Source organism: Parabacteroides goldsteinii (genome assembly GCF_020091425.1).
GTDB classification, from domain to species: domain Bacteria; phylum Bacteroidota; class Bacteroidia; order Bacteroidales; family Tannerellaceae; genus Parabacteroides; species Parabacteroides goldsteinii.
The window spans coordinates 5557839-5583454 of the sequence record NZ_CP081906.1 but is presented as its reverse complement, the minus strand read 5'-3'; the positions used below and the strand labels follow the sequence as shown (position 1 = coordinate 5583454).

Annotated in this window: 12 protein-coding genes; all 12 read right to left on the bottom strand. The window is 45.1% G+C overall.

All coding sequences use genetic code 11. The features are described 5' to 3' along the window. Positions 1-597: 597 nt before the first annotated feature. Positions 598-3768: a DUF5107 domain-containing protein gene (locus K6V26_RS23110; protein ID WP_224263992.1), complete on the bottom strand. Its 3171-nt coding sequence runs from the start codon at positions 3766-3768 to the stop codon at positions 598-600. 246 nt (positions 3769-4014) lie between these two features. Beyond that, positions 4015-7005 carry a glycoside hydrolase domain-containing protein gene (locus tag K6V26_RS23105; RefSeq protein WP_224263991.1) on the bottom strand — a complete coding sequence of 997 codons (2991 nt, stop codon included), beginning with the start codon at positions 7003-7005 and terminating at the stop codon, positions 4015-4017. Positions 7006-7024: 19 nt separating this feature from the next. After that, the gene (locus K6V26_RS23100) at positions 7025-8032 is read right to left on the bottom strand and encodes a sulfotransferase family protein (RefSeq protein WP_009860371.1); all 1008 of its coding nucleotides are present in this window, start codon (positions 8030-8032) and stop codon (positions 7025-7027) included. 4 nt (positions 8033-8036) lie between these two features. Continuing rightward, a complete protein-coding gene (gene chrA / locus K6V26_RS23095; RefSeq protein WP_009860372.1) occupies positions 8037-9215 on the bottom strand; it encodes a chromate efflux transporter in 1179 nt (392 codons plus the stop codon). A gap of 1 nt (position 9216) precedes the next feature. Further along, positions 9217-10704, bottom strand: coding sequence for an aryl-sulfate sulfotransferase (locus K6V26_RS23090; RefSeq protein ID WP_009860373.1), 1488 nt, complete (start codon positions 10702-10704; stop codon positions 9217-9219). Positions 10705-10782: 78 nt separating this feature from the next. Continuing rightward, positions 10783-12321, bottom strand: a complete 1539-nt coding sequence (locus K6V26_RS23085; protein WP_195584372.1) for a RagB/SusD family nutrient uptake outer membrane protein — start codon at positions 12319-12321, stop codon at positions 10783-10785. A gap of 19 nt (positions 12322-12340) precedes the next feature. Then, positions 12341-15499, bottom strand: a complete 3159-nt coding sequence (locus K6V26_RS23080; RefSeq protein WP_009860375.1) for a SusC/RagA family TonB-linked outer membrane protein — start codon at positions 15497-15499, stop codon at positions 12341-12343. Positions 15500-16397: 898 nt separating this feature from the next. Further along, positions 16398-19229, bottom strand: coding sequence for an NPCBM/NEW2 domain-containing protein (locus tag K6V26_RS23075; RefSeq protein WP_009860376.1), 2832 nt, complete (start codon positions 19227-19229; stop codon positions 16398-16400). Positions 19230-19321: 92 nt separating this feature from the next. Further along, the gene (locus K6V26_RS23070; protein WP_394373102.1) at positions 19322-22081 is read right to left on the bottom strand and encodes a GH92 family glycosyl hydrolase; all 2760 of its coding nucleotides are present in this window, start codon (positions 22079-22081) and stop codon (positions 19322-19324) included. Positions 22082-22519: 438 nt separating this feature from the next. Next, a complete protein-coding gene (locus K6V26_RS23065) occupies positions 22520-23026 on the bottom strand; it encodes a glycoside hydrolase family 97 C-terminal domain-containing protein (protein ID WP_224263990.1) in 507 nt (168 codons plus the stop codon). Then, positions 22977-23726 (bottom strand): glycoside hydrolase family 97 N-terminal domain-containing protein, encoded by a 750-nt coding sequence (locus K6V26_RS23060; protein ID WP_224263989.1) that lies wholly within the window; start codon positions 23724-23726, stop codon positions 22977-22979. Before K6V26_RS23060 ends, K6V26_RS23065 begins: the two co-directional genes overlap by 50 nt. A gap of 309 nt (positions 23727-24035) precedes the next feature. After that, positions 24036-25613 carry a glycoside hydrolase gene (locus K6V26_RS23055; RefSeq protein WP_224263988.1) on the bottom strand — a complete coding sequence of 526 codons (1578 nt, stop codon included), beginning with the start codon at positions 25611-25613 and terminating at the stop codon, positions 24036-24038. Between the last annotated feature and the right edge of the window lie 3 nt (positions 25614-25616).

Here is a 25616-nt window from a genome sequence, read left to right as displayed (position 1 = left end):
CATTTTTTCATACTTATTTCACATTTGTTATGTTATTAAGAATAGAGTATTTTATCAGTCTTACCTGATATGTTTAAGATTATCAAAATTGTACTTTGTATAAATTTGATACTAGTGCTTTCAATTACAATTAGGGCATAGGCATATTACATTTAAAGTTAAACATGATAGATTCTTTGTATTATATGGCCAGTATATTTACAACAACAAAAGTATTCACTCGAAAATAAATATTGTTTAGAAAAATGACTTTAAATGTTATAAAAATGACAGAATGGTTCTTTTTGTACAAAACGCCCTATACACTTAAGTTTTATAGACAATAAAAGACTTTTATAAAGGACAATAAATAACATATATTTACACACAAATAAAGATAGCCTGCCGGTATCGTTAGATGGGATACCTACTATATTGATACCCATACAATAGACATAGGTATGCTTACACAGACTATGTACCAACCCGGATTCAAACGGGCACAATGCAATTATCCCCATCGGTCAACAGATCGGTCACGTCGTATGTATAATATCCCAACACCTCGCATTCCGGCATAGCTGTAGTTGCAAAGAAGGTGAATGGCTTTTATATTCATTAGTCTGCCGTAGAAAACAGGCGGACGATCAGATCGAAATTGGAATCGCGGAAAGAAGTTTCCCACGGGGTCGTATCCGCTTGTTCATTGCGGGACTTGAGCATTCCGGAGGCTTTTTCCATCTCGCCGCGGTAAACGGCTGCACACCACTGGGTAATCCGGTTTTCAGGGAAATCCGTTTCCCAGGAGGCAACCATACGGTCCGCTTCCACTTCTTTTCCCAGCTCACGCAAGGCCAGTGCAGTCAGGAGATTGCCGGAACCAAACCGGGAACGTGACGTTTTATATCCGGCCACAGATGACAAGAGTGTCGCTGCTTTTTGATTATCCCCCTGCCCCGTCAAGGCTTTTGCTTCCAGATAATCTTCCAGACGGCTATCGATCATATCGTCATAAGGTTTGCCTACTCCCAGGTTTTCGGGCCATTCCTTTGAGGCTTCCACATTTCGCATGACCTGCCTGTAGTTTTTCCGGCTCAGCTGTTCCATTGCCTGGTAGAGGTTAGCGGCACGATAAACGGCACGTCCGGCATACGAGCCTTCATTCGGAAGGACCTGCATCTTGTTCAGTAAGGAAATGCAAGGCTGGTACTGGCCTGTTTCACATAAAGCCTTTGCATATTTCAGGCCGATATAATAATTAGACGGATATTTCTTTATGTACTTCTTTCCGGTCTCTACAGCCTGCTGCCATTGGTTGTTCGCAGTATAATGATTTATCAATGCAAACCCTGTACGCCATGACATTCCGACCTGCTCCGCTTTCAGCAAGTCTACCAACCGCTCTTCACCACTCTTCAAAGAAGCACGGCTCAGATAGAAGGGGGCATAACCGGTCTCCCCGCAATCATTGAACAAAGACAATGCTTTCTCCCTGTTTTGATTTGCCCAGTAGATCAAGCCTTTATAATAACTGATCTTCCAGTCGGGACGCACGGTTGCGGCCCATTCCAACGCTTTCAAAGAGCCGGGGCGGAAAGGGAAGACCATCTCCGGAGAAGCTTCATTAGCACGTTGCAGCACGCGAAGGCTTTCATCGTCATTGCCTGTCCGGTGCAACAGGTAAGCCTGTTTGTAGAGGGCAACCGGATAGTTGCCGGCACAGGACAAGAGAGACAAAGCTTCTTCTGTGCAACCGACCGACTCATACCATTCAGCCAGCTCCATATAAGTTTCAAAAGGAAGTTCGTTGCGTATCAATGACTGAAAATCATCTATCGGATGCCCGGAGCCGTCGCCCTGATAGAGTTGTTCAAAACGTGCTGCATGGTACAACGGAAGCTCTTCCAGCAACGGATCGATAAGCGCTTTTGCTTCCGGCAACCGGGCTGTCTTACGATAGACTACCATTAATACCTGATCCGCACTCAGGTTGCGTTTATTAAACTCTTTGCTCTTCAACGCATATTGTTCCGCCTTTGTCCAGTTACGGTCGACCAGATACATCTCCGCCAGCTTCTCATAAGCAGCACTGCGCACGGAGGGGGAATAAGACGCTACCGAGAAACCGTCTTTGGCATCCGTGTTATTTCCTAAAGCCATATTACACAAGCCATACAAATAATTGGTTTCACCCTGATACGTATTGATGCCAAGTGCCGTCCGGCAATGCACCAATGCCTCTTCATAACGTCCCTGACGGTAATACAAAGAAGCCAGGCTTGTCAGTGCCGGAAGGAAATAAGGGTCTGCTTTCAGAGAGGCAGCCAGATACCTCTCCGCTTTGTCATAGACCTTCTGATTCATCCATTGTTCACCCTGCGTATAAAGACCATATACCGAGTTCCAGTCGAAATCGGCAGGCAATTGTTTCGGGCGACTGGTGATGTTATCCGAAGGTACCTCCGAATAAACCAGCAGATCTTCGCCAACAACCACTTTCAGGTTTCCCCGGGCTACAGCCCCATTCAACGGAATGGAATCTTTCCAGGTCTCCAATACGCCACAGGCCAATGGGAAAGAATGTACTTCCTTTCCATCGCCGTCATACAACTTTAAGGTCGTGGAAAGTTGCTGTAATGGGGAGAAATATAATTTCAGATAACCATCCTCACGCAATACATTCAATGCCCCGACACGGCCGGCTTTCGACACGCCTTTGATCCCCTTTACCGGGAACCAGTATTCCGTCCAACGGTCTGTCGTCTGAGGGCCGAAAGCGGTATGCTTATAAGGAGTAAAACCACTGTTGGAAGCAGGCTGGTTATACATACGGCCGGATTGCAATTCGATGTACTGCCCGTCGGTATCGGTTAACAGATCTTCCCAGATACCACCTTCACGGGACAGGCCCCAAAGGAAAATCTTCATCCCCAGTTTCTCATCATAATCCGCATGATGGATAGATCCGAAATCATCATCGTGCCAGTAAGCGCCATAGAAGTCATTGTATTTGCCCAGTACATGATAAGACTTCGAGTTTCCGAAATCATTCTTTTCATACCAGGAAATATCGCGTCCCTGTTCGTCGAGCGGGAACGAATGGAGTTCGCCGCCATGGCCGATATAGTTCGTGCCGGGATAACAGAACTGTGCATTTCCGGCCGCCCGATAACCGGCATTCATCCACTGGTAATAAGGCTGATCGATGGAAGATCCGTTATGCCAGGTTGTCGTGGTAGTAAAATAAGCCTTGTCTTTCGGCAGATTCACTTCCACAGTCCAAAACGTACGGGTCACCAGGTCGTAGGAAGAGACGTAGCAGCTTACACTGCCATCGTTCTTCTGTTGCGTCAGGTAATCGACAGGTGTGCTGGAGGTCGGCGCATGGCCTATTATACCGAAATTAAATTCGATACCGCCCGAAGTCCAGGGTCCGCGCATGGCAATATCACGGAACTTCACCACATGGTTATTATAGATAAACTCCTTTCCGGAGGTCTTATCCACGGCTCCCCATATCTTCCCTCCGATCTCCGGGAAAAGGGTCAGGCGGATATAGTCGTTTTCAAGCGTAACGACTTTCCACTCCTTGTCTATTCCTTTGGCAGAGAATCCGTCGAAACGGAAATAGGGATAAAACAAGTCGGAAGGATCGGCCACCGGATCGGGGTCGGAGAACGGGTAGGTTTTTACTGTTTGCAACGTTTCCGTTACAACCGCCTGCTGCTGTGCTGATAATGGTTGCAACATAATTATTGCAACTAAAAGAAGGATTATATTACTTTTCATATAATGATATTTAGGCTAATAATACTGTTGAAATGCCGGAAACAATGTTTCTGACCACTTGACGCAGGGTCGAAATGAAATTCACAATGTTTCTGGCAGGTTCACCCAGGGGCGAAATCAAATTTACAATGTTTCTGGCATATTTACTCAGGGTTGAAATGGAATTTACAATGTTTCCGGCAGGTTTACTCACGGTTGAAGTGGGAGAAACATTGTTTCCGGCACTTCAACCGTAAATCACCTCAGCTATTTTTGTTGCACACTAATCAGTAACCCTTTTCCTTTAGGGACAGTGATCTCATCTCCCGGTTTCCAGGTTGTTTCCGGCTGGAAATTCTCTATTTCCGGTGCATACAATGTTACTTTCGACGGATCCAGGCCAAGCGCCGTCCAATCCACGGAAAGAGTCACTTTAGCATCCGTATCTTCCCAGGTTGCCAGCGAGATCAATGTTTTTTCTCCTGTATGGCGGTAGATAGTTGCCAATGTCTTTTCGCTGTTTGTCTTTACCGGATTATCTTTCACCCAGTAGCCGATCATTTCGCTGTGCTGCATACCGAATGAATCCCATAATTTCCACAACGGACCGTTATCTACACGCGGACTGCGGCCGGTCATGCCATACAACATGCCCCGCCACGGATTACCGCCGCCTTCCAGCATTTCCCCCATCAGTCCGTAAGGAATACCTGAAACCTCGATCAGCCAGAACTCGGGAGGAAAATCATAATTGAAATACTCGCCGAACCACAGGCGGTCGAGATACGGGAAATGTTCGAGATAAAGGTTCGCACTGTTGGCAAAGCCGTCGCGCTCATTATACTGGTTTGCCGAATGCAGGTCAATCATCGCGCCCGGATTCGTGCGGTTCATGATCTTTCGGATACGCTTCATCGTCATGCGATCGAATGCCAGGTCATCGATATACAAGCCATCGATACCCACGTTCTTTACCAGCCAGTCGAGGCCTTCCAGATAATAATTATGCCAGCGGGAAACGCCGCTGTTTACGATTGCCGCATCTTTCAGGTGGGGCACAAACCAGGCGCCGATGTAGTTCTGGTCCAAATGTTCCTGCAACCAGGAGAAACCGCCGCCGGGACCTTCCGAGAAAATCTCATTCCCCAGGCTCCGCAAAGCGAACATCTCCACACAACTGTTGGACAGTTCGCGAACCGTATTATAAATCTTCACCTTCATATCCCGGGCATGCGCTCCGTCGATATAAGCCTTCATCTCTTTCGTCCGCAGGAACGGATAATTGATAAACGGGTTAATACCTGTCGCGTGATGGATATTGAGCACGTTGGCGCCCAGCTTCTCCACCTTGTCGATAAAGTCATAACTATGATAATAACGCTCGCGCCATTGCTTATCGGTATCGATCGGACGGAACGGGGTGATGGCAATATTGAAATAATAATACAGTCTGTCTCCCTTCTTCACCTCCCGCTTCCCGGAATAGGCATTGATCCGTGTACCGTCGGCAGCCTTGTTGATATCGATGCCGCCGTTTCCGTTATTGCACCAGGAAACGGGCATATGCAGCGGTTTCTGGTGATAGAAATTCGTATTCAACGGACGTTCATATGTATTGTCGTAGAAACGGATCTGGAGGCCGGCATTGACATCGCCTACCCAGGGGCCATCCTGGTTTTTCTCCACGTTCCATTTCCAGCGGAGGTCTTTCGGGCAATAACCGCCTTTCTCTCCCAGTCCCATCATATAACGTCCTATGCCGGGTGCCAGATGCGTACGCAGTCCTATATCTTCCACGGAAGCATCTTCGCGGGCAATGAGCGTCACTTTATATTCGATATTCCCATCCGATTCCATCTCTCCTTCCAGATCCATCAGGAAACTGCTGTTCTGGTTCAAAGCCTTCCAGGCGATAGCTCCCTGTTTGTGCTTTGTGATCTCAAAGTTCAGATTCTCCCAGGCACCGCCATCCGCTGCCAGTTCCATCGGAGCAGACAAGACAGACCGTCCGTCGGTTCCGATTCCCGTCATCGTTTCCTTAAAATAACTGGTAATGCCGGCAGGTAATCCCAAGGACGAAAGCGTAACCTCACGCCCCAGGCAACCGATTGTCTTATCTTTCATCACCAGCGGCGTATAAGGAGCGATCACCTCGTCATCAAAACCTATCTGCGAATTGAGCCACCGCAGACGGGAATGGCGCCAGGGCTCGTTATCACCGTGGTTCGCTATTACATTTTCAGATACACGCAAGGAGACCTGCACCGTTTTACTTTCCGCATTGGCAGCAGAGACCGTCACCGTCCCCTGATAGGTTCCCGAAGAAAGATGCTCCGGCAGTTGTGTACCGATCCATAAAGCCTGTACCTTACCCTGTTCGACGGAGCAGTTCTTCTTAAATACGGTTCCCGTCACATCCGTCCCTTCCGTATTGAAACAGGTAAACGAAGAGGCGGGTATCTGCTCGCCGGTCACAGCATTAGACAGAGCCGAAAAGTCCACATGCAGATTCTCCACATCCGTACGGGCCGCCCATACGCCCAGCTGGAATACATAATATTCGCCTTTATCGGCCTCTCCCGTAAAGGTATCGTGCCGGTCATCGGCAATCCACTTATAAGGGATATCGGTCGTCATGCGAATCGGATATTTCCGGTCCTCGGTAAACAAAATATAATTCTCGGAAGGACGTTTTTGCAACAGGCTGGCAGTCTCGTCGGCCGTCGCGATCACCTCCATCGGATAAAAGCTATTCAACAGGTCGATCGCCTGAAACTGCACAATCCGGGCAGCCGGAAGCGAAGGAGTTTTCTTGCCCGACAATTTATTTTTCTTTACCCAGTCGGCCGAAGCGGTATTCTCGAAAGGAGGATAATTGACAGTCGGATAATAACGGCTACCGCTCATCACATTTTTCAGGTAATAGATGTAATACTCTCCCGGAACAGTCTGCGGCTGGAAAACCACTTCCCCTCTCTCCCGGTTCACAGTGAAACGACATACATTGGTAATCCGTTTTCCGGTCGTCGCATCCACTACGATCAGATTCTTATCTTCCGGATTCAGGTCACGGCGGCGCCATTCGATAGTAGCCAGTACCGCATCTGCCGGTTTCTCTACAAAGACAACCACCCGGTGATTACCCAGCGAGTCGGCATCCCAGTTTCCCAATCCGTACAATTTGTCGGCAGGCACGGTCTGAGCGTGTAAGTTACTGAAAGTAAACAAACAAAATAGAGTAAATAGCATTTGCTTCATACGCATTAGTATTTAACGATTAATATTGTTTAATTCGATTGATCAATTCATCCTGCGGACGCCTTTTCTCCAAATCAGCCGGATCAGCCTGCTGAATGAAAGCATTCTTTAAGCGAATATTTTCTTCATTAAACAGAACCATCTCCCTGTCAGAAAAGCTATCTCTCAGTAGATCTGGGGGAGTACATAAAGAATACCCTAATTGCAGCAAAAGGTCTCCTGCTACGGATTCAAAGATAGCAATATCTTCCGAAGATAGTTCATGTAGAAACTTATTCGTATTATTTTTTAGGATCGGTTTGGTTACATTCGACCACATCTTACCAGCTACGGCTGTATTTTTAGACTCCCGGCTCTTATAGTATTCCATTACCCGATTGGAATATGGAACATGCAAAAATTCACAAAGGCTACATACCATTTCTTCCGGGTTGGCAATCAGCGTTTCGTAATTCAGCATAAAGAAATGATCTTCTGCAGTTTTCTCTTTTAAGCGAAGTGCTGCTTCCTGATCCTTCCTCCAGTTCTGAGCCAGCGCATAAATATGTTTTTCTCCTACAATCGCCTTTTTAAAAGAGAGAGCAACATCACGTCCGTCACGATAGAGATAGATGTAATAAGGTTGAATACCCGTAGACTCGATCCCTTCAGCATAAAACATATTCTTCATGCTCTTACAAAGCCAAAAAGAAGTTCCGGTTTGACGGGCGGCTGTTTCATAGATCACACGGAACAGTTCATATATTGTCTGTTGTTTGCAGGCGGCCAGTATTTCGTCAGTTCGAATGCTTATACCCTCCCAAGGCACAGGATTTACTGTGACCAGTTGACAAACGTCCGTTGCCAGTCGATAGAAATTCGATCGATCCGCCAGATCACCATATTTGGGTAATAAAGGTAGAAAACGCTGAAGAATATGCGGCGGATGTGGAGCGACAATCTGTTCTATACCATCCAGCATCACACGCAGCAGATTGGAACCGGATCGCTGCGTTCCAATCATTTGTATTCCTTGTATTGTATTCATAGGATTAGAATAAGATAAAACCCGCCACACCTGCTCCAAGGATCAGGTAGATCGGGCTAATTGTGTATTTAAATGAGATAAAGAATGTAACAACAAAAATAGCCGCAGCAGCAACCGACAGCGTAATGGTCTGCCCGATCGTTATCGCCGAAGCAAAGATCATTCCGATAACAGCCGCCCGGATACCTTTCATCGCCGCTTTTACTACAGAAGAATGATTTAACACTTCTACAAAACGGGACAACAAAACTGTCAAGGCAGCCGGTGGAGTAAATATGGCAACAGTAGCCAGCAAAGCCCCCAATACCCCGGCCACTTTATAGCCAATAAAGGCTGCCGTAATAAAAATAGGCCCGGGAGTGATCTGCCCGATAGCAATCCCATCCGCAAACTCAGCCGAAGTAAGCCATTTCAGATTCTCCACGAACAATTCATGTAATGCCGGAATAACGACATAACCTCCGCCAAACAGGGTAAGACTTATTCCGGAGAAAGTAGATAAAATCTGAATATCTTTCGGAGCTTCCAGGCTTTGCCCCCCCCATAACAACGTGCAAAGCAATAACAACAACACTATACCGGATACGATCAGTTGTTTTCTGCCTATAAAATTCTTACCGGTAGATATCGTATCTGTCCCGGCAGGCTGACGGAACAGGAAAGCGCCGGCTACTCCACTACCTACAAGCAATAAGAATGTAACCGTAAAGCCTCCGATAAAGATCAGTAATAAAGCAGCCAGCAGACAAATGACCCATTGTATAGGAACTTTCACGGTCTTGCGCGTCATCCCGATTGCTACCGTAACGATCAGGGCCGTGATAGCCGGTGTAATCCCGCTGAATATATTTTTAACCGCCGGAATATTACCATAGGAAAAATACAACCAGGAGAGAAGGATCACCAACAAAAAGGAAGGAATAATGATCCCGATAAAAGCGACAATCGCTCCGGAAACTCCCCTCAGGCGGTACCCGACATAAGCGATCGTATTAACCGCTACAGGCCCCGGTAATACGGACGTCAACAAAATGCCATCCAGCAAATCTTCTTCTTTCAACTTCTTGTCTACTTCTACTAACTGCTTTTGGACAATAGCAATAAGCGACATATATCCACCAAATGCCGTAGCTCCTAATTTAAGGAACGTAAGAAATATATAGAGAAGTGAAGCCTGCCCCATTTTACTTAATTTCTTTAAAATATTTATCCCAGGTTTCCATTGGTACGTATATCGCTCGATAAGGTGCATAATACATGACACTTTCCCAAAGGACCTTACCTTGTTTGTCGGTTACCATGATCGAACCAGTCTTCGAACTGGTCTGTAACAAATTCCCATTCGGCAACAAATAAGCATTTCCCATGCGGGAAGTATATTTGTCAGGAGGTAAAACGGCATTTATAACCGTTTCTGCTGTCATGTTCTTTTCATCCAATTTAAAGGATTTTGCTCCAGAACGTTTGTTATATAAACCGTTATCAAAAAGCATCAAATCTCCATATTCGGTTATATATGGAGAATGCTGGAAAGAGAAATATGCGGTAGTATCCATTTCAAAGTCTCCATTCCGACCGAATTTCCAAAGTAATTCGCCACTTTGGCGGTCGATCTTCCAGATCTGATCTTCAATCGGATTGGATAACAGATAATTTCCATCCTCATCAAAACATAAACCATTCATATGAAAACGATCGTACCGGTATTCATCAATATAAGGATCATTAGCAACATTCCAGACATCCCATGCCGACCAAGTTTCCAAAACGTTGCCGAGGGTGTCTATGACCATGATTCCGTCTCCACCTAGCGTATCAGTCACCATTTTTCCATTCACAGGTATTTCTCCCACCTTTTTAGGACGATATAAAGTATGAATATGATGATTTTCATCCATTAATATATCATGATGAATTACTTGATAATCTTTTTCTTCGTACATTTTATTAAGATCGACACGCCACATGGTTTCACCGGTTAACGAAACCTCTGCCAAAGCAGTCCCTCCGGCAAATCCAATTGATCCCCGGCGCATCGGTTTCTTATGTTCATCCTTCTGCACTTGTTCGGGAGTCATTGTATAATCATCAATAAAGTCTTTGACAAACGGTCGTAGCATAGCCAAAAAAGTACCTCTAGGCGTAATAGAAGCTACACGTACTCCAATATCATCCACCTGCCAAACCCAACGTACTTCACCCTCATTATCGATCAATGCCATGTAGCCTGGCAAACGGCCAAAACAAACTAATATCATTCCATCTCCCAAAGCAGTTGTGTCATGCGGATGCTGCTCATTAAACCAATGATTAACCAACCAAGAAGACTGCTCACGGGTTTTAAAAGTCAATTCTTTTGATTTTTGTTTAAACAAATTATCTATAATAACACGATATGTATATTCAGTATTGGCCTTTAAAAGTAATAAATCAATATGATGAAGCGTGTCTGCATGGGAAGTCCGGGTACGATACGATTTCCCTGTCTTCTTTTCCGTATATTCAATATATACCGGAGCCGATTTTGCCAACAAAATATCGACCTTATTATACATTGCCGTGTTATTGGGAGAAGTTAAAGTAATAGATTTCAATGTATTCTTATCCATCCAACAAAAAAACACCAACACGACACAGACTATAACACCAATCATTACAATCAAACGCTTCATATCCATTTTAACTATTAAATTAAATAAAAAGAGGATGTGCAACAACCCCTTGCCTGCAACACATCCCCTCTCAATTACTTATTTCGGTAACCGTGAAGGATTCTCAGCTGCCAAATTCGGATTCAATTGTGCATCGTTCAATGGATACGGGAAATGCCGCAAATCAGAAGTTACATTTGTCGGTTGGGCGATACCCAACTTCTTTAAATGTGCATTTACGACTTCCTCATATTTTCCAAAACGAATCAAGTCTGCGCGACGCTGGAATTCAAACACAAGTTCATAACCACGTTCTTTAAGAATAGCATCATTCATCGCTTCTTTTGTTGAAGGAGCCGGGAAACGATTATGCTTTCCATATTCCGGAGCACCGGCACGAGCACGAATTTGATTCAAATAAGGAAGAGCCGCAGCCGGACCGTTCAAATTATTCTCGATTTCCGCCTTGCAAAGAATAACATCCGACAAGCGGAAAATACAAATCGTACGTCCGTCATAATAAGCGTCCGAAATCATATCGTACGTATATTTCATGGTAGCTACATTCTGCATATACTTGGTCGTATCATTCGGAACAACCGTTACCCCCTCTTCCGGAACCATGTAATGGAAACCGTAATCAGATTGATCATCACGTTTTGCATCTCCCGTATAATCATAATAAAAGAACTCACGGCGTGGATCTTCTTTGTCATAACTACGCCAAAACGGAAGGGATACGCCATAATATTGCCAACGCCCCGGTACTTCCGGATGATCCGAGGGACCAAAGTGACAGGCAATCTCGGCAGCATTATTTCCCGTTTCATGCAATAAAGCAAAAATCATCTCCTTTCCATATTTGTTGTTTTCCGACCATACATATTTGAAATCACTTTCCAACTCATACTGGCCACTGTTCAACACCATGTCGATATACGTTTTCGCATTGGCATAATCATGGTTACGCAAGTAGATCTTTCCTAGCAACGTAGCTGCGGCTCCACTCGTGGCACGAGCCAGATCCTGGCCACTCCAGCTAGCCGGCAAAAGGTTGATACATTCTTTCAAATCAGAAATCAATGTCGCTTCAATTTCGGCTACCGGAGTCAATGCCGCATCATTCATGGTAAACGGATTCTTCACCAACGAAGTGATAAAAGGAACTGCCCCCCATGCATCTGTCAAATCACGATAAGCCATTGCCCGCAAGAATTTAGCCTGTCCCTTCACCAGGTTCTTCTTTTCTTCCGACATATTAACAGCATCTACATTATCCAGAATCGTATTGGCATTCGATACCACATTATACATATCCCTCCAGTTGTTGCTGAAATAGCGGTTGCTGGCATCATACGTCATATTGCTCAGTTTAGTCGGGTCGCCGGCAGCAGTAGAATAACCTATATCGGTAGCGTAGTCGGTAATCATAATCATATACCCCCCGTAATATAACCAAGCATCCCCCGGATAAGGATTCATATCCGAATACAATCCCACTACGGCTGCTTCAATATCCGATTCCGTACTATAAGCATTTGCTGTTGTCAGATTACTATATATTTCCGGATCCAGATCAGTACAAGCCGAAACCAATCCCATCGTAACCAGACCTAATAAATATTTCTTATAACTCATTTCTAAATTCTCCTTTCCATTAGAATGTAATATTCAAACCTACCGTATAAGTACGCATAGCAGGATAAGCATTGAAATCCATACCTGCACCAGCATTCGCCGTTTGTTGGCTGCCACCAGACTTTGCAGCTTCATTTGCTTTCGTATCCACTTCAGGATCCCAACCGGAATAACCTGTGATTGTAAACAGGTTTTCAGCTGAGAAATAAACCCGGCAAGAACTTACCACCTTTTTAAACGGAATCGTATAACCCAATGTCAGATTCTTCAGACGAAGGAATGAAGCGTCCTCGATAAAATGGTCGTTCACATATCCACCATACTGCGAATAGTAGAAACCGTTACGCGGAATATCCGTATTCGTGTTCGAAGGCGTCCAACGATTCAAAGCGTCTGTTGTACGTTTCCACTCCAAGTTCATACGTGTCATGTTCAACAAATCGTTACCGATAGATCCTTGGAAGAAAATTGACAAATCAAATCCTTTCCAGGCAAAATTGTTGGTCAAACCAAAAATCAAATCCGGATTGGCATTGCCTATAATTGTACGGTCATCTGCATCGATTTTACCATCATTATTCACATCCTCGAATTTCGGATCACCTGGTTTTGAATTAGGCTGTGGAGCATACGATTCACCTTCTTGCAATACACCTATATACTTCCAGCCATACAAAGAGCCCAATGGTTCTCCCTCGCGTACAATCGCGTAAGCATTTTCCGATACAGTACCAACCGGTTTAGCAGAAGTAATACGTATGTCGCCACTACTACCCAAGTCCAATACCTTGTTTCGATTGAGTGCCAAATTAAACTTGGTATCCCAAACGAAATCACCAGTTAAGTTATGAGAAGTAATGTCCAATTCAAAACCACGATTCGAAATTTCACCTACATTCTGCTGACCGGAAGTAAAGCCGGTATAATAAGGCAAGGAAACTTTCAGTAACAAATCTTTTGTCTTTTTCCAGTAACCATCCAACGTAACAGACAAACGGTTATTAAAAAATCCCATATCGAAACCGACATTATACTGAGTAGTCGTTTCCCATTTCAAACTGGCGTTCTCAGGACTGCTTTGACTAAGATGCGTACCCGGTATATTGCTTGAACCGTCCAATGTGACATGGTTGGTAGAAACCAATGCATAGGAAGCATAATCTCCAATACGTTCGTTACCCGTAACACCGTAACCGGCACGTACTTTCAAGTTGCTGAAAACACCCCAATTCTTTACAAAATCTTCTTCGCTGGCACGCCAAGCCAAAGAACCCGACGGGAATGTTCCCCAATGGTTGTTCGCTCCAAATCGGGAAGAACCATCCCGACGAACCGTTACCGTTGCCAAATACTTATCATTGAACGTATAATTCACACGACCGAAGAATGAGGCCAACAAATTTTCTGTCTTGGAAGAAGAGACCCCTTTAATGGAAGCTGCTCCCAAATTGTTCCATTCGAATAAATCGGTAGAGAAACCTTTTCCGTTTGCTGAACGAGATTCTGCACTGTACTTCTCATACGAATATCCCAACATCACATTCAAGTCATGCATATTGTTGAAAGTCTTCATATAATTTAAAATGCCTTCAAATACCTGCCGGGTTGCCCTGAAATCATACGTAGAAGCAATACCACCTTCTATTTCTCCTGCATAAGTAGTAGATTTCGGCAAATAAGATCCTTTGAAATTATGCAACAATTCGACACCGGCTGTAGCTTTGGCTGTAAATCCCTCAAACGGATGAACTTCAAGGAAAGCTGTCCCGTTGAACTTGTCATTTACCACCTCTTTTTTACGCTCCAGCAAATTGGCTAACGGATTATCCCCACGACCTCCCGGAACGCGCCCATACGTGCCATCTTCATTGTAAGGCTTTACTGTCGGATCATAACCCATCACACTCAACATGACGTTCTCACCCAAAATATTTCCGCTATAGGTTTGAGCGTTCGAACGCTCGCGATGGGCATACATCGTAGCACCAGCTTTTATGAAATCGTTGATAGTTTGGTCTACATTCACACGTCCGGAAATACGGTTAAAATCCGTATTCTTCAAAACACCCTCTTGCTTATAATATCCCAAACTGGTCAATACCTTTGTCTTTTCAGAACCTCCACGGAACTGAATATTATGATCCTGTACCAAAGCCAGGCGTGTACAGACATCCAGCCAATCGGTATCTACGGTAGACTGCAACTGAGACGGCGTATAAGCTCCGTTCGGATTACCTTCCTGACCGTCGATCTCCTGATACAAAGCGTTTTGCAAGTTCATATAATCCTTTGCATTGATAAACTCAAACGGATTATCCACCTTCTGGGTTCCCAAATACCCACTGTAAGAAATTTTGTTTTCGCCAGCTTTTCCTCGTTTCGTTGTAATCAATACGACCCCGTTCGCTCCACGTGCTCCATAAATAGCCGTGGCCGACGCATCTTTCAGGATCTGCATGGATTCAATATCATTCGGGTTCAGGTTCAAGCCTTCGGAAGAAGGGAAACCATCCACCACATAGAGCGGTTCGTTGGTAGACGAGATTGAGTTGTTACCACGAACACGTACCGAAATAGTACCACCCGGGGCTTTAGAACTCTGTGAAACCTGTACACCTGCCGTTTTACCTTGCAACGCCTGGGCTGCGTTACTCACCGTACCGCCCAGTACCATGTCATCTGCTGATACAGTAGAAACAGCGCCGGTTAGGTCTTTCTTCTTTACATAACCATAACCAATGGCAACGACCTCATTCAGACCAATTGCCTCTTCAGCCAAACTGACATTCACCACAGGCTGGCTACCTACCTTAACTTCTTTCGTAGTATAACCAATAAAAGAAATAACCAGAGTTGCATTATTAGGTACATCCAGAGTATACTTACCGTCCATATCGGTAACTGTACCATTTGTGGTTCCTTTCTGTACAACATTGGCACCAGGTATGGGTCCTCCGGCATTGTCCGTTACTACACCCGACACCTTTTTAGCCTGTTGAGTGATCATAACACTTTCATTCTTTGCTTTCGTTGCATCCACTCCATTTGGAATAGCATACGAAGAAACGAGGGAAGATAAACATAATCCAGCTATAAGACCGGACCTTGAAAACACCTTCCGCGTCTGAGAATCCACTGCTTTTGCAGCAAGATTGTCTTTCAGTAAAGCGTTGTTCATAAACTTGAATTATTAGATTTATATCTGCATTACAATTGCATCACTCTTTACAGCAAACTTGTCAGAATACCAACAATTAACCTGAGTTCGATAAGAACTCTTTCAAAACAGAGAAAACTTAAAAAGAGAAATATGTAAAAAAGGCTTTAGAAGACTCCTGCTCATAAAGATTTGAGTGAAAAGAGTGTTAAATTCTTATTTTTTTTAATATAAGAAACCTGTGTTAGCGTATTTTTTATATATTTGCCAAAAAAATGAAAGAGTTCTTATCGGACTAAATCAGTTGCTTAAGAAAGGTTATAACGAGTTCCTAGCCTAATATTCAAATAACAGATTGAAATAAAGTACGTTTTACACAAATAGAATATTCGCCTACTTAACCTTAAAATACGTTTATTGATCTATTTTGCATAAAACAGGACGTTCCTAATTAAAACGAACCATCCTTCTCCTAAAATTCAAAACACTAACATCTTTCGTACAAACAAAACCATTCATTGTATACATTATAAATGAGCATCAGAAACTATCAAACACAGAATATTTTCTTTATAGTACTCTATACTTTGCCCAGCTATACTTACTTTTTTCACGCAAACAACTAATACATCCTCTTCAGCCCCCCATTTTATACCCTTTTACACCTGGGTTTGAACGATGCTAAGACCCGGGTCTCAACACACTTTACACCCGAATTTCTAAAAATGGAACTGGCTACTCTATTGATAATAAGCCCTATAGCCAGGCGATTTTGTCTGACTGTTTTGTGGTAGTATGATAATAAAAAAGAACTATCACACTAACTATCACAGCCTGCATATATTGAAATTCAATATATATAAACCATGAATGATAGTATGACAGTTCTATTAAATAATGTGGAAGTAAAAAGTTCTTTTTATTTTTCCACCACCAGCCATGTATTTCCGCGGGCAGGAATAGTCACCTTGATGTCTACCGTATAGTCTCTGTTCAGCTTATAGGTAACCGGAGCGTTCTCTTTCTCCCTAATCTTCGCTACATCGGAGATACCAGTATAATACAACGGTAGTTTGACCGTACGAGTAATGGCCTTGTCGGTCGGGTTGAACAGCAGGGCAAAACCTTTCTCCTTGCCGTCCGGATCGACATGCATGAAACCATCCCAGTCGCGTCCATCGGCACGGCGCAGGTGGATCAGTTCGCTGTTCAGGATAGTCCGGTATTTCTTGTACCAGTCGATCACCTCTACTACGGCTGCTTTCGTTTCCGGTGTATCATACAGACGCGGACCGCGGTAACAAGCCTGTACTCCTGCACCGTAATTCTGGATCATGTGCGCCTTATAGTCAGGGATATGATCTTTCAAAGGTTCGAGCGTAGCAGCAGCCCCACCGCCATGATATTGGGTAAGCGGAACGAATGTCCAGCACATACCCGGCAGGCGTTCCCACAAGCCATCGTACATCACCTGGCGTCCCAGCACCAACTGCCGTTCGCGGGGAAGCGACCAGTTTACTTCACGGTAACCGATACCGACTTTCGTACCACCATTCAACATATAACCGAAATCGGGTATATTGGTATAAATGCCATTCTCACACATCCATTGGTACAGGTTCACAATCTGCTGGCGTTGTTTCCACTGGGAGTCTTTCAAACCCTTATGATGGGCATGGCTGGTCGAAGCACAAACATTGCCCGGATACGAACCGTCGTTCTCAAAGACTGTCATTCCTGTCTTCTCGTAGAAAAAACGTATCTTGCGGAAATAATCGTATCCCCATTCACTGGAGAGGCAGGGAGAACTGCCGAAGATCATACCGCCGCGCTTTCCTGTTTCGGGATTGATCACGTCGACCTCATCGCTAATCCAGCGGCTGGACAACAGGGAATAACCGCCCAATTCAATGCCCTTGGAGTTGGCATATTCGGTGAACTCCTTGAATTTAGCTATATTCGCTTCACTTTCATCCTCCATATTCAACCCAGAGCCGAAGCTGAGGATCACCATCTCATAACCGGTTTCCGCACACTGGTCGATAGCCGTCTTCACCACCTTCGGATCGGAAGATACACAATGCAGGAAGATCGGATTTTCAGTCGTCCACGGGGCGATCTTACGATACATCCGTTTCAGGAAAAGCCCTTTCCGGTCACGGTCATCGCTGTCGAAAGGCATCAGCCAGGTACGGAAGCTACTGAACTTAGCACCGTCAGGGATATCTTCGTCCGGCCCCATCGGCAGTTTTACCTCCAGCAGGCAAGGAGTAAGCAGCGGATAATTACATTGTGATGTATAACGTGGATCGATATTCCAGAATTCCGTGCGGTCGGTCTCCCGTTCGGTAAAGCCGAGAAACGCCCAGTCGCTCTCGACATGGACATTCGGTTTCAGGAACTGCTCCGGCCTTTTGGCTTCCACCGGTGATTCCGGTTCTGCCATCGCCAGTTGCTCCAGGGTAAATTCATCCAGCGTAATTCCCATACCGCTCTTATTCTCGATCTCCATCCATTTACTGATACAGGGAATACCGTCATAGAGGGCATAATTCAGTTTCACCTTCACGCCTTTCAGGTAATCCGGTCCTTCCAGATAGAAAGAAAGTACCTTCCCTGTCGTTTCGCCCGGCTTCACCAGCGACCAGCGTTTGTTCGCCCAAGCGATACGGGGAGCCAGTTCAGTAATATCGAACCCGGTCACACGAAACGAATTCGGAAGGATCGTCAGGCTGTCGACCCATTTATATTGTGTATAACCATATTCAAACTGCCCGTCGAGGCCACCAAGCGTATACACTTTATCATCGATTTTCAGAACACCTTCGTTACTGACGGCACGCAGCATACTTTCCCCCGTCATCTGGTTAACCAGGTCGACGGTCGCCAGATTCGGATAGATACGGAAGATACGGCTTACCAGTCCATTGGAAAGGACAATATCTTTGCCGTTATGCGTCTGATACACGCCGGCCTTCACCCCTTTGGCATCGAGCAGCCAGTCCGACTCCGGACGCGCCACCGGCAAATCGATGGCAGGCAGAGCAGCGACCTTACTGCGCAACGCCCTTTCCACCTCAGCAGGCATTGTCTCGATAGCCCCTTTATAATCGGCATTCACCAGCGAAGGCTTAATCTCATTATAAGAAAAAACTGGTTCGATCCAATCGGCATGATCACCGCTTACGCCGTCGCCTCCATCTTCAACGACCAGTTCCAGTACGTCGACCCCTGAAACATCGAGCGACACCTCACGAGCTTTCTCGCCTCCACGGACCATACCGCTGTTATACAACTCCTTTCCGTCACCCACCAGGCGAAAGACAACGCTTCCCTTATCAAAGGAGCCATCACCGTCACCTACTCCGACAAACTGCTTCTTTCCTCCGGTACCGTCGGTCCGGTAAAACAGCATCGTTCCGTCCGTCATCGGTATCTTACTGAAATCATCTTTTTTATAATCCAGCGAACGGTCGTTCACACCCACCTTGCAGGTAAACAACCCGGTATTCTTCCGCAGACTCAGCTTGATCTTGCTGTTTGCCTGTACGCCTACCCCTTGTCCAAAATGCTCACCGCCCACCGTCAGTTTCTCACCGGTAACAGCCGCGTTCTTCATCGGCGAACCATACTGCTGGTAGGCCAGGGATAAATCCATATCCGGCAGGGATATTTTATTCTGGGCACTGATATCCCAGCTTGAAAAGAAAAATCCTCCCATAAGGAGAAATAAAGAGATCGTCTTTTTCATGTTAGTCAGAAATTAGAATATATATAAGTCCTCAAAGATACTTAAAACATCTCCGGAGACTGTATTAGTAACATATAACATCAAATCATCGCCTATTTTCCCCAGGCTTTATTCGGGGTATCCCCCATCCATAACTCCAACAAGCCTCCGTCCGAAAAGACTGTATGAGGTATCCGGAAAGAGTTGTATTCTTTTCCGTTAAGCCGTGCACGCTGGATATAACAATTGGCTGCCGAGTTATTGTAAGTCTTTATTTTAAAGGTTTTCCCCTTGTAATAATCAGTATCCAGCGAAATAGTCACCTCGTCGAACACCGGACTTGTTATATCGTATTGCGGATCACGGGAAGAACCGCCGTCCAAGGCAAACAACCCGATCGCCATCAATGAGCTCACGCCGCCCATCTGCCCCTGGTCCTCATCATGCCCGCCATATCCCCTGTCGGGAGTAACCGCCCCGTAAGCCTGTTCCTTCACACGGCGCACCCAGTATTGAGTCAGCCAGGGTTTCCCGGCATGCGAAAAGACATGGGCATTCGAACAGCCGGGCTGATTCGCATAACTGACATAACCACTGCCGTATCCATAGACAAAATCTGTTGACTCCGACTGCTTGAAAGCAAAATCCAACTTACTGCAAAGACTGTCATTTCCTCCCATCAACCTTACCAACACAGGGATATCGTGCGAAAGTCCGAACGTCGCCTGCCAAGCGTTGGCCTCTACATATCCGTTACCGCTCAACGGATCGGTATGTACCCATTCACCGTTTGCCTTCTTCGGCAGGATCAGTCCCAGTTCTTTATTAAAAGAAGCAGGCCAGCCTGTAGCCCGTTTATGGAAATAGTTATAATCGCTTTTCTTTCCCATTTTAGCTGCCATTTCAGCCAAAGCCCAATCTTCAAACGCCCACTGGATGGTCAGTCCTGCGTTACCGGGACAATAACCGTTACGAACATAGAAGTCAAGTTCCTTATCCATTCCCAATGCCAGCATTCCTCCTTTGGAATGATTCCGTTTCATCGCCTTGAACGCTTTTTGCTGATCCCACTTCCTGGTCAGTCCTTTTTGGAAAGCACTCGTGATAAGTGAAGTTGCCGGACATCCCGTCATGATATACGAATAACCACCGGCACAAGGTCCGCGGGGAAGCAGATTTCCATTCACATCGTATTCCAGCAAAGAAGCCGCAAAATCATCCAATACCGAAGGATAAGCCAATCCCCAGAGCGTATTCAGGTTCCATTGTGTCAACCAAAACGCATCGGAGTTATACATATGATGTTTCACCTTCCCTTCCCGGTCCTTAGCCAGTTGCCTTACATGGAAACGAATATTTTTCGTCTGTGCCCCTACCCGGGTACCATCCGTATAATCCGGATATTCACCGTTATAATCATCCAGCTTATGCCTTCCCAGTAAAGAATGCCACAAATCGGTATAGAACTTCATTTGTTGGTCATGGCTTCCTCCTTTCACATCGATCCGTCCCAACCATTCATTCCATTCCTGCTGTGACTCCTGCCGTACCCGGTTAAAATCCCAGTGGCTGCAATCCTGCTCCAGATTCTCCCAGGCATTGTCCGTACTAACATAAGAGATAGCCACCTTCATCTGTACCTGTTCGCCCGGTTGTACCTGATAATTCGCTTTCACACCTGAAGTGGGAGCATCATGGTAACTCATCCCCTGGTTTCTCGGAATACTTTCCCCGGCTCCCTGCAACTCGCTGATATCTTTGAACTGCTCCGATCCGACCCAGCCGTCCAACGACTTGAAAGGAGTATCGAATGTAACGGCAAAATAAATCCTGACCACATCGGGACCGCCCCACAAGCGTCCGGTCGTATCGAAATAGCCTTCCACACCTTCATTTCCCTTTTTATAAACATGGGCATTTACCATTGTCGAAGTGCCGACATAACCACCCAGGTTCAGCAAAATATCAGCCGGATTTTCCTCCGTATACGTAAACCGGTAGAAGCTGACGCGATCGGTAGCTGTCTGCTCCACCCACATTTTATAAGTATCCAGAAACAACCTGTGATAACCCGGTTGTACAATCTCTCCCTGATGCAGGAAAGAAGATTTCCAGGACTGTTCTCCTCCCGTCGGGTCCACCTCGCCCGTCACCGGCATCACCGTCAACCCGGACAGCATCCAGCAATGGATCTGCGGGAACCCCAGCACTTCCGTCGAATTATAATTATACCCGCCTCCATACTGATTCTTGTTTCTTGTCAGAGGCGCCGCCCCTATCATCCCATAAGGTTGATTCCCTGTGATAAAGAAAAAATACCGTCCGCGGGCAGTCTCGATATAAGGATTTACCCAGGATACATGATCCGTATAATCATCGGGAGAAGGAAACACCTCAATCTCCGAAAGCCCTACCTGCGTACCGGCGGCATCGGTCACCTCGAACCGTACCCACTCGACCTTCCGCGACTCAAACTCAATCTCTTTGGGAGTCCCGTCATTAGCCATTCCCCAGACATTGATCGTACTACCATCACTGAAATGCAATACGCCTCCGGCTACATGTGCCTCCATGGCCGGACGGTCATACAGAATAATTTTATTGATATTCACGGGGCGTTCCCAGTCTAACTGTATCCAGGGATAATCGATCTGTCCCCAGAAAGTCTCCGTACTTTTAGATACCCCTTCCCCTTTTCCCGGTACCCGTATCAGGCCATCGGTCGCCTTTGCCGCATCGTGACCGGCATCAATCGAAGAGGAAGCCGATACACGTGCTTGCGGGGCAATATTATAAGGCGTAGCCCAACTAATAGCCGGATAACTCCCCAGCAACATCAACAAAAAGGAGAATAAATTTATTATTTTCTTCATATGGAAGCACTTTATAATCCAATACAAATATAAGTCGTTATCGCCTTAAAATCAACAAAATACACGTTTATTTTCGAAGAAAATTATTGTCCTGTAAGGCTTGGGACACCCTGTGGGACAACAAACTAAACAATAAGCTTATTCCCCTACCTCTTATGAATAAGCCCATTAACTCATCCTTCAAAACAACTCCGATAACATCACTGGGACAACCGCATGGACACCCTCTTTAATATATAAATAATATATATATAAAACTGTTTTTTTTAATTTGAAAAAAGCAACACTACTGTGCCAACCCACTTGACACTATAGTGCTACTTACCATAGCACTATAGTCATACAACCAATAGGACTATAGTTTGACCAAAAAACCCCCATTTCATCGAGGATTTTTCTTATTTTATGACGAAATCCGTACCTGTTGAGACCTGTATTTTAATACCTGCTAATACGAGCCACGAAGCCACCGCCCGACATCAATTCTTCTTTAAGCCGCTGGCCGGAACGAACCTTACTATCCTTAACCTCAATCAACTTCCGGTTTCCGGGAGTATCCGATGCCATTTCCATCTTATATTTCCCTTTAGGCAGGAAATCCAGTTTTATATCGAGCATTTTCGGTTCTTCCCCGTTGAGCACCGTCAGATACCACACATCTCCTTTTCTACGTGCCAAAGCAGCCAGTTTCCGGATCTCGCTTTCGGGCAATACAATCGTTTCATCCCAAGTTACAGGGACACTTTCTATAAACGAGCGGCCCGGTGACGACAACATGTCTTCCATATCCGCTGCAAAGATCAACATCGGCGAAATAAACATATAGATAGACGACAACTGATGCGCGAAAGTCACCGAAGGATGACAAAAAGCACGGAAATTCACCGGCGTATAATCAGCTGGACCGACCAGCCAACGGGTAAAAGGCAATACGGTATTCTTCATGCCAGTATTTCGTAGGCGGAAGGCCGGTAACTATCCCTGTTTCCACATGTCCCTTATTCTCCACATATCCGAACCGGACACAGTTCGGAGCCGTCCCCAGCAAGACAGCTCCATGATAATTAAACAGATTGGCTTCCGTTATCGCCGCATAAATCCCATTCGGCAGACGAAAGGTCGCAGGCGGAGCCAGCAATTCACCTTCTATATGATCGGTCTCCCGTTCCTGATATTCTTGTAGCCAGCCATATTGGAAAGGGCCACTGGCATACCAGGCTTTAGTTTGCGATGGAAAGATAAATGAGGTCTCTTCCCCATAAATACATACAGGTCCATCTGCCGGAACGCGGTAACGCAGGGCAATCCCGTCAGGAAATATCCGGGCATCCAAAAAGAAACGGCTACCATCGACTTGTTGGAACTCATAGACCAAGGTATTGTTCTCCTTTTTCTCCTTGCTCAACTGTTGAGCATCTTTTCCTAACAAACGGTGATCAACATTCAAACCTAAAGGTGCTTCCCGGATAACTGAATTTTCCTCATAAGAGACATCCAGCACCAATTGTTTATCGACATTCGCCTCTATTTTCAACTTTACCGGGGTAGCACCGGTAACAGCGTCTACCGCCTCTCCTTTCGCCACCAGACTTATATTCAATAAGAACAGAGTTATGGCTAAAAATTTCGTTATACGATTATTCATCTTAAGTTATATTAGACTTCAAAACATTGAAATGGTAAAAATAAGAAACAAATCCAATAGGTACTTTTATAAAATACGGGTATTATTTTGCAAAATCCGAGATTAAGGAAAGAAAACTATCCGCACCTCATAAAGATAGCGGATGCGATTAAATAAGCAACGGAAATGATAGAATATTCTGTTTTCTTGTGTTTTACTAAAAAAATTATCCTTACTTTGCCATGACAAATTAACCACTATAAAGAGAGGTTCCGCACGTCTTCAAAAAATCAGTCCTGCGAAAGACTTCGGCAGGACTGAACTTTTCAACTAGATTACAACTGTAACCACAGCCTTCGGGGCAATTATCAATTCCGATAATTTATGTTCTCCCATATATTCCAGATTTTTATCCATATCAGTAACATACATTTTCCCTTTGGTTGAATTACCACATCTAATCTTCACTTCTTTCTGCTTATCCTCATAATTGATAAAGACCAACACTACCTTTTCCCCATCCGTATAAGCAGAACTCATTAACGAAGTTGCCGCCTCCAGTTCAGAAATTTCCGGTTTTCTATCCAACGAAATCCTCCACATCCCCGGACGAATAAACAGACTAAAATTACCTGTCGCCCACAGCATCTTCGTAGGACTTACAATTCCGTCATATTTCAAACTTTCGGCTGTTGAATGCTCTTTAGGCTTCAACTGGATAGGAACATCTTCACCCAAAGAAACAGCAGTCCACCACTGCCATGCCGATGCATTGGCTACCGCCAAATCAGTATGGATAATCCGTGCAACATATAATCCCAGATTCAGACTTTTGGCAGGGGAAGGTTCACCGGATATTTCATCATTTTTCTCCAAAATACAATATTCCGAAGCCCAGAACTTAGTACCATTATCAGCCGCCGACAGAGCCCCACGTATTTTCTGTCTCAATCCAACCAATGTTTTCGCCGGGTAAGCACTCCAATAATCATGGGCAGAAACACAGTTATACACATTGGGCATCCCCATAATATTGTACTGTCCTTTACGAGTAAAAAACTCTTCTATGATATTATCCGGCATTGTCAGACTGGTGTCGCAGTCGAACAAATACTTCATATCAGCCGCCTCTCCAAACACAATTTTCGATGAAACACCATGTCTGGTTAATGCTTTATCCAACTCTCCGACAAGCATATATGCATCTTGATTGGTTGCAAAACTACCTTCCTGCCACTTATTTTCTCCCCAATCAATCTGAGGTTCATTTATAGGACTTATATACCTGACATTAAAACCTTCATCAATGAAATGCCTGGTTGTTAACGCCAGAAAATCGGCAAAATCATCGAATTTGTCATGCTGCAAATTAATCCTCTTCTTATCCGACGCCAATGTCGAACCACTTCGCGTCATAAAATAAGGAGCCGAATTGGTAAAAAACAGAAAGTCATCGACCCCTCTTTCTTTTGCCGCCTTCATAAACCACTGCTGGCCGGCCTGCTTACTAAAATCATACGAGCCATCCGGTGATAAAAAACACTCTGTACGATTCCAGGTGCTCGTGACTTCTTTATTTTCCCGGTTTTCAAAACTCCCGGCACCAATATTCACCCTCCAGTTACTCAGACCTATACCGATCGGATTTCCGTTGGTATCCATCTTCGTACTAAAAAGCAGGTCAGCAATCCTTTCGCGTTTTTCCACCGGCCAATACCGACCGACAAAAGCGATCCTCCAGGCATCCGATGCCCCGAAATTATCGATCACCTGATATTTTATATCTTTCCTTACCTGAAACATCACCGGTTTCTCTTTCTTTTGCGTAACTCCGGCAAAAAGGTTCGGAATAATACAGGCAGAAAGAAACAGCAAACCTAGATATCTTTTTAATAATCCATATACCATAAT

Coding starts and splice junctions, on each gene's coding strand:
- K6V26_RS23060 (WP_224263989.1), bottom strand. CDS start 23,726: ATGAATAATCGTATAACGAAATTTTTAGCCATAACTCTGTTCTTATTG.
- K6V26_RS23110 (WP_224263992.1), bottom strand. CDS start 3,768: ATGAAAAGTAATATAATCCTTCTTTTAGTTGCAATAATTATGTTGCAA.
- K6V26_RS23075 (WP_009860376.1), bottom strand. CDS start 19,229: ATGAAAAAGACGATCTCTTTATTTCTCCTTATGGGAGGATTTTTCTTT.
- K6V26_RS23085 (WP_195584372.1), bottom strand. CDS start 12,321: ATGAGTTATAAGAAATATTTATTAGGTCTGGTTACGATGGGATTGGTT.
- K6V26_RS23070 (WP_394373102.1), bottom strand. CDS start 22,081: ATGAAGAAAATAATAAATTTATTCTCCTTTTTGTTGATGTTGCTGGGG.
- K6V26_RS23080 (WP_009860375.1), bottom strand. CDS start 15,499: ATGAACAACGCTTTACTGAAAGACAATCTTGCTGCAAAAGCAGTGGAT.
- chrA (WP_009860372.1), bottom strand. CDS start 9,215: ATGGGGCAGGCTTCACTTCTCTATATATTTCTTACGTTCCTTAAATTA.
- K6V26_RS23090 (WP_009860373.1), bottom strand. CDS start 10,704: ATGAAGCGTTTGATTGTAATGATTGGTGTTATAGTCTGTGTCGTGTTG.
- K6V26_RS23065 (WP_224263990.1), bottom strand. CDS start 23,026: ATGAAGAATACCGTATTGCCTTTTACCCGTTGGCTGGTCGGTCCAGCT.
- K6V26_RS23055 (WP_224263988.1), bottom strand. CDS start 25,613: ATGGTATATGGATTATTAAAAAGATATCTAGGTTTGCTGTTTCTTTCT.
- K6V26_RS23100 (WP_009860371.1), bottom strand. CDS start 8,032: ATGAATACAATACAAGGAATACAAATGATTGGAACGCAGCGATCCGGT.
- K6V26_RS23105 (WP_224263991.1), bottom strand. CDS start 7,005: ATGAAGCAAATGCTATTTACTCTATTTTGTTTGTTTACTTTCAGTAAC.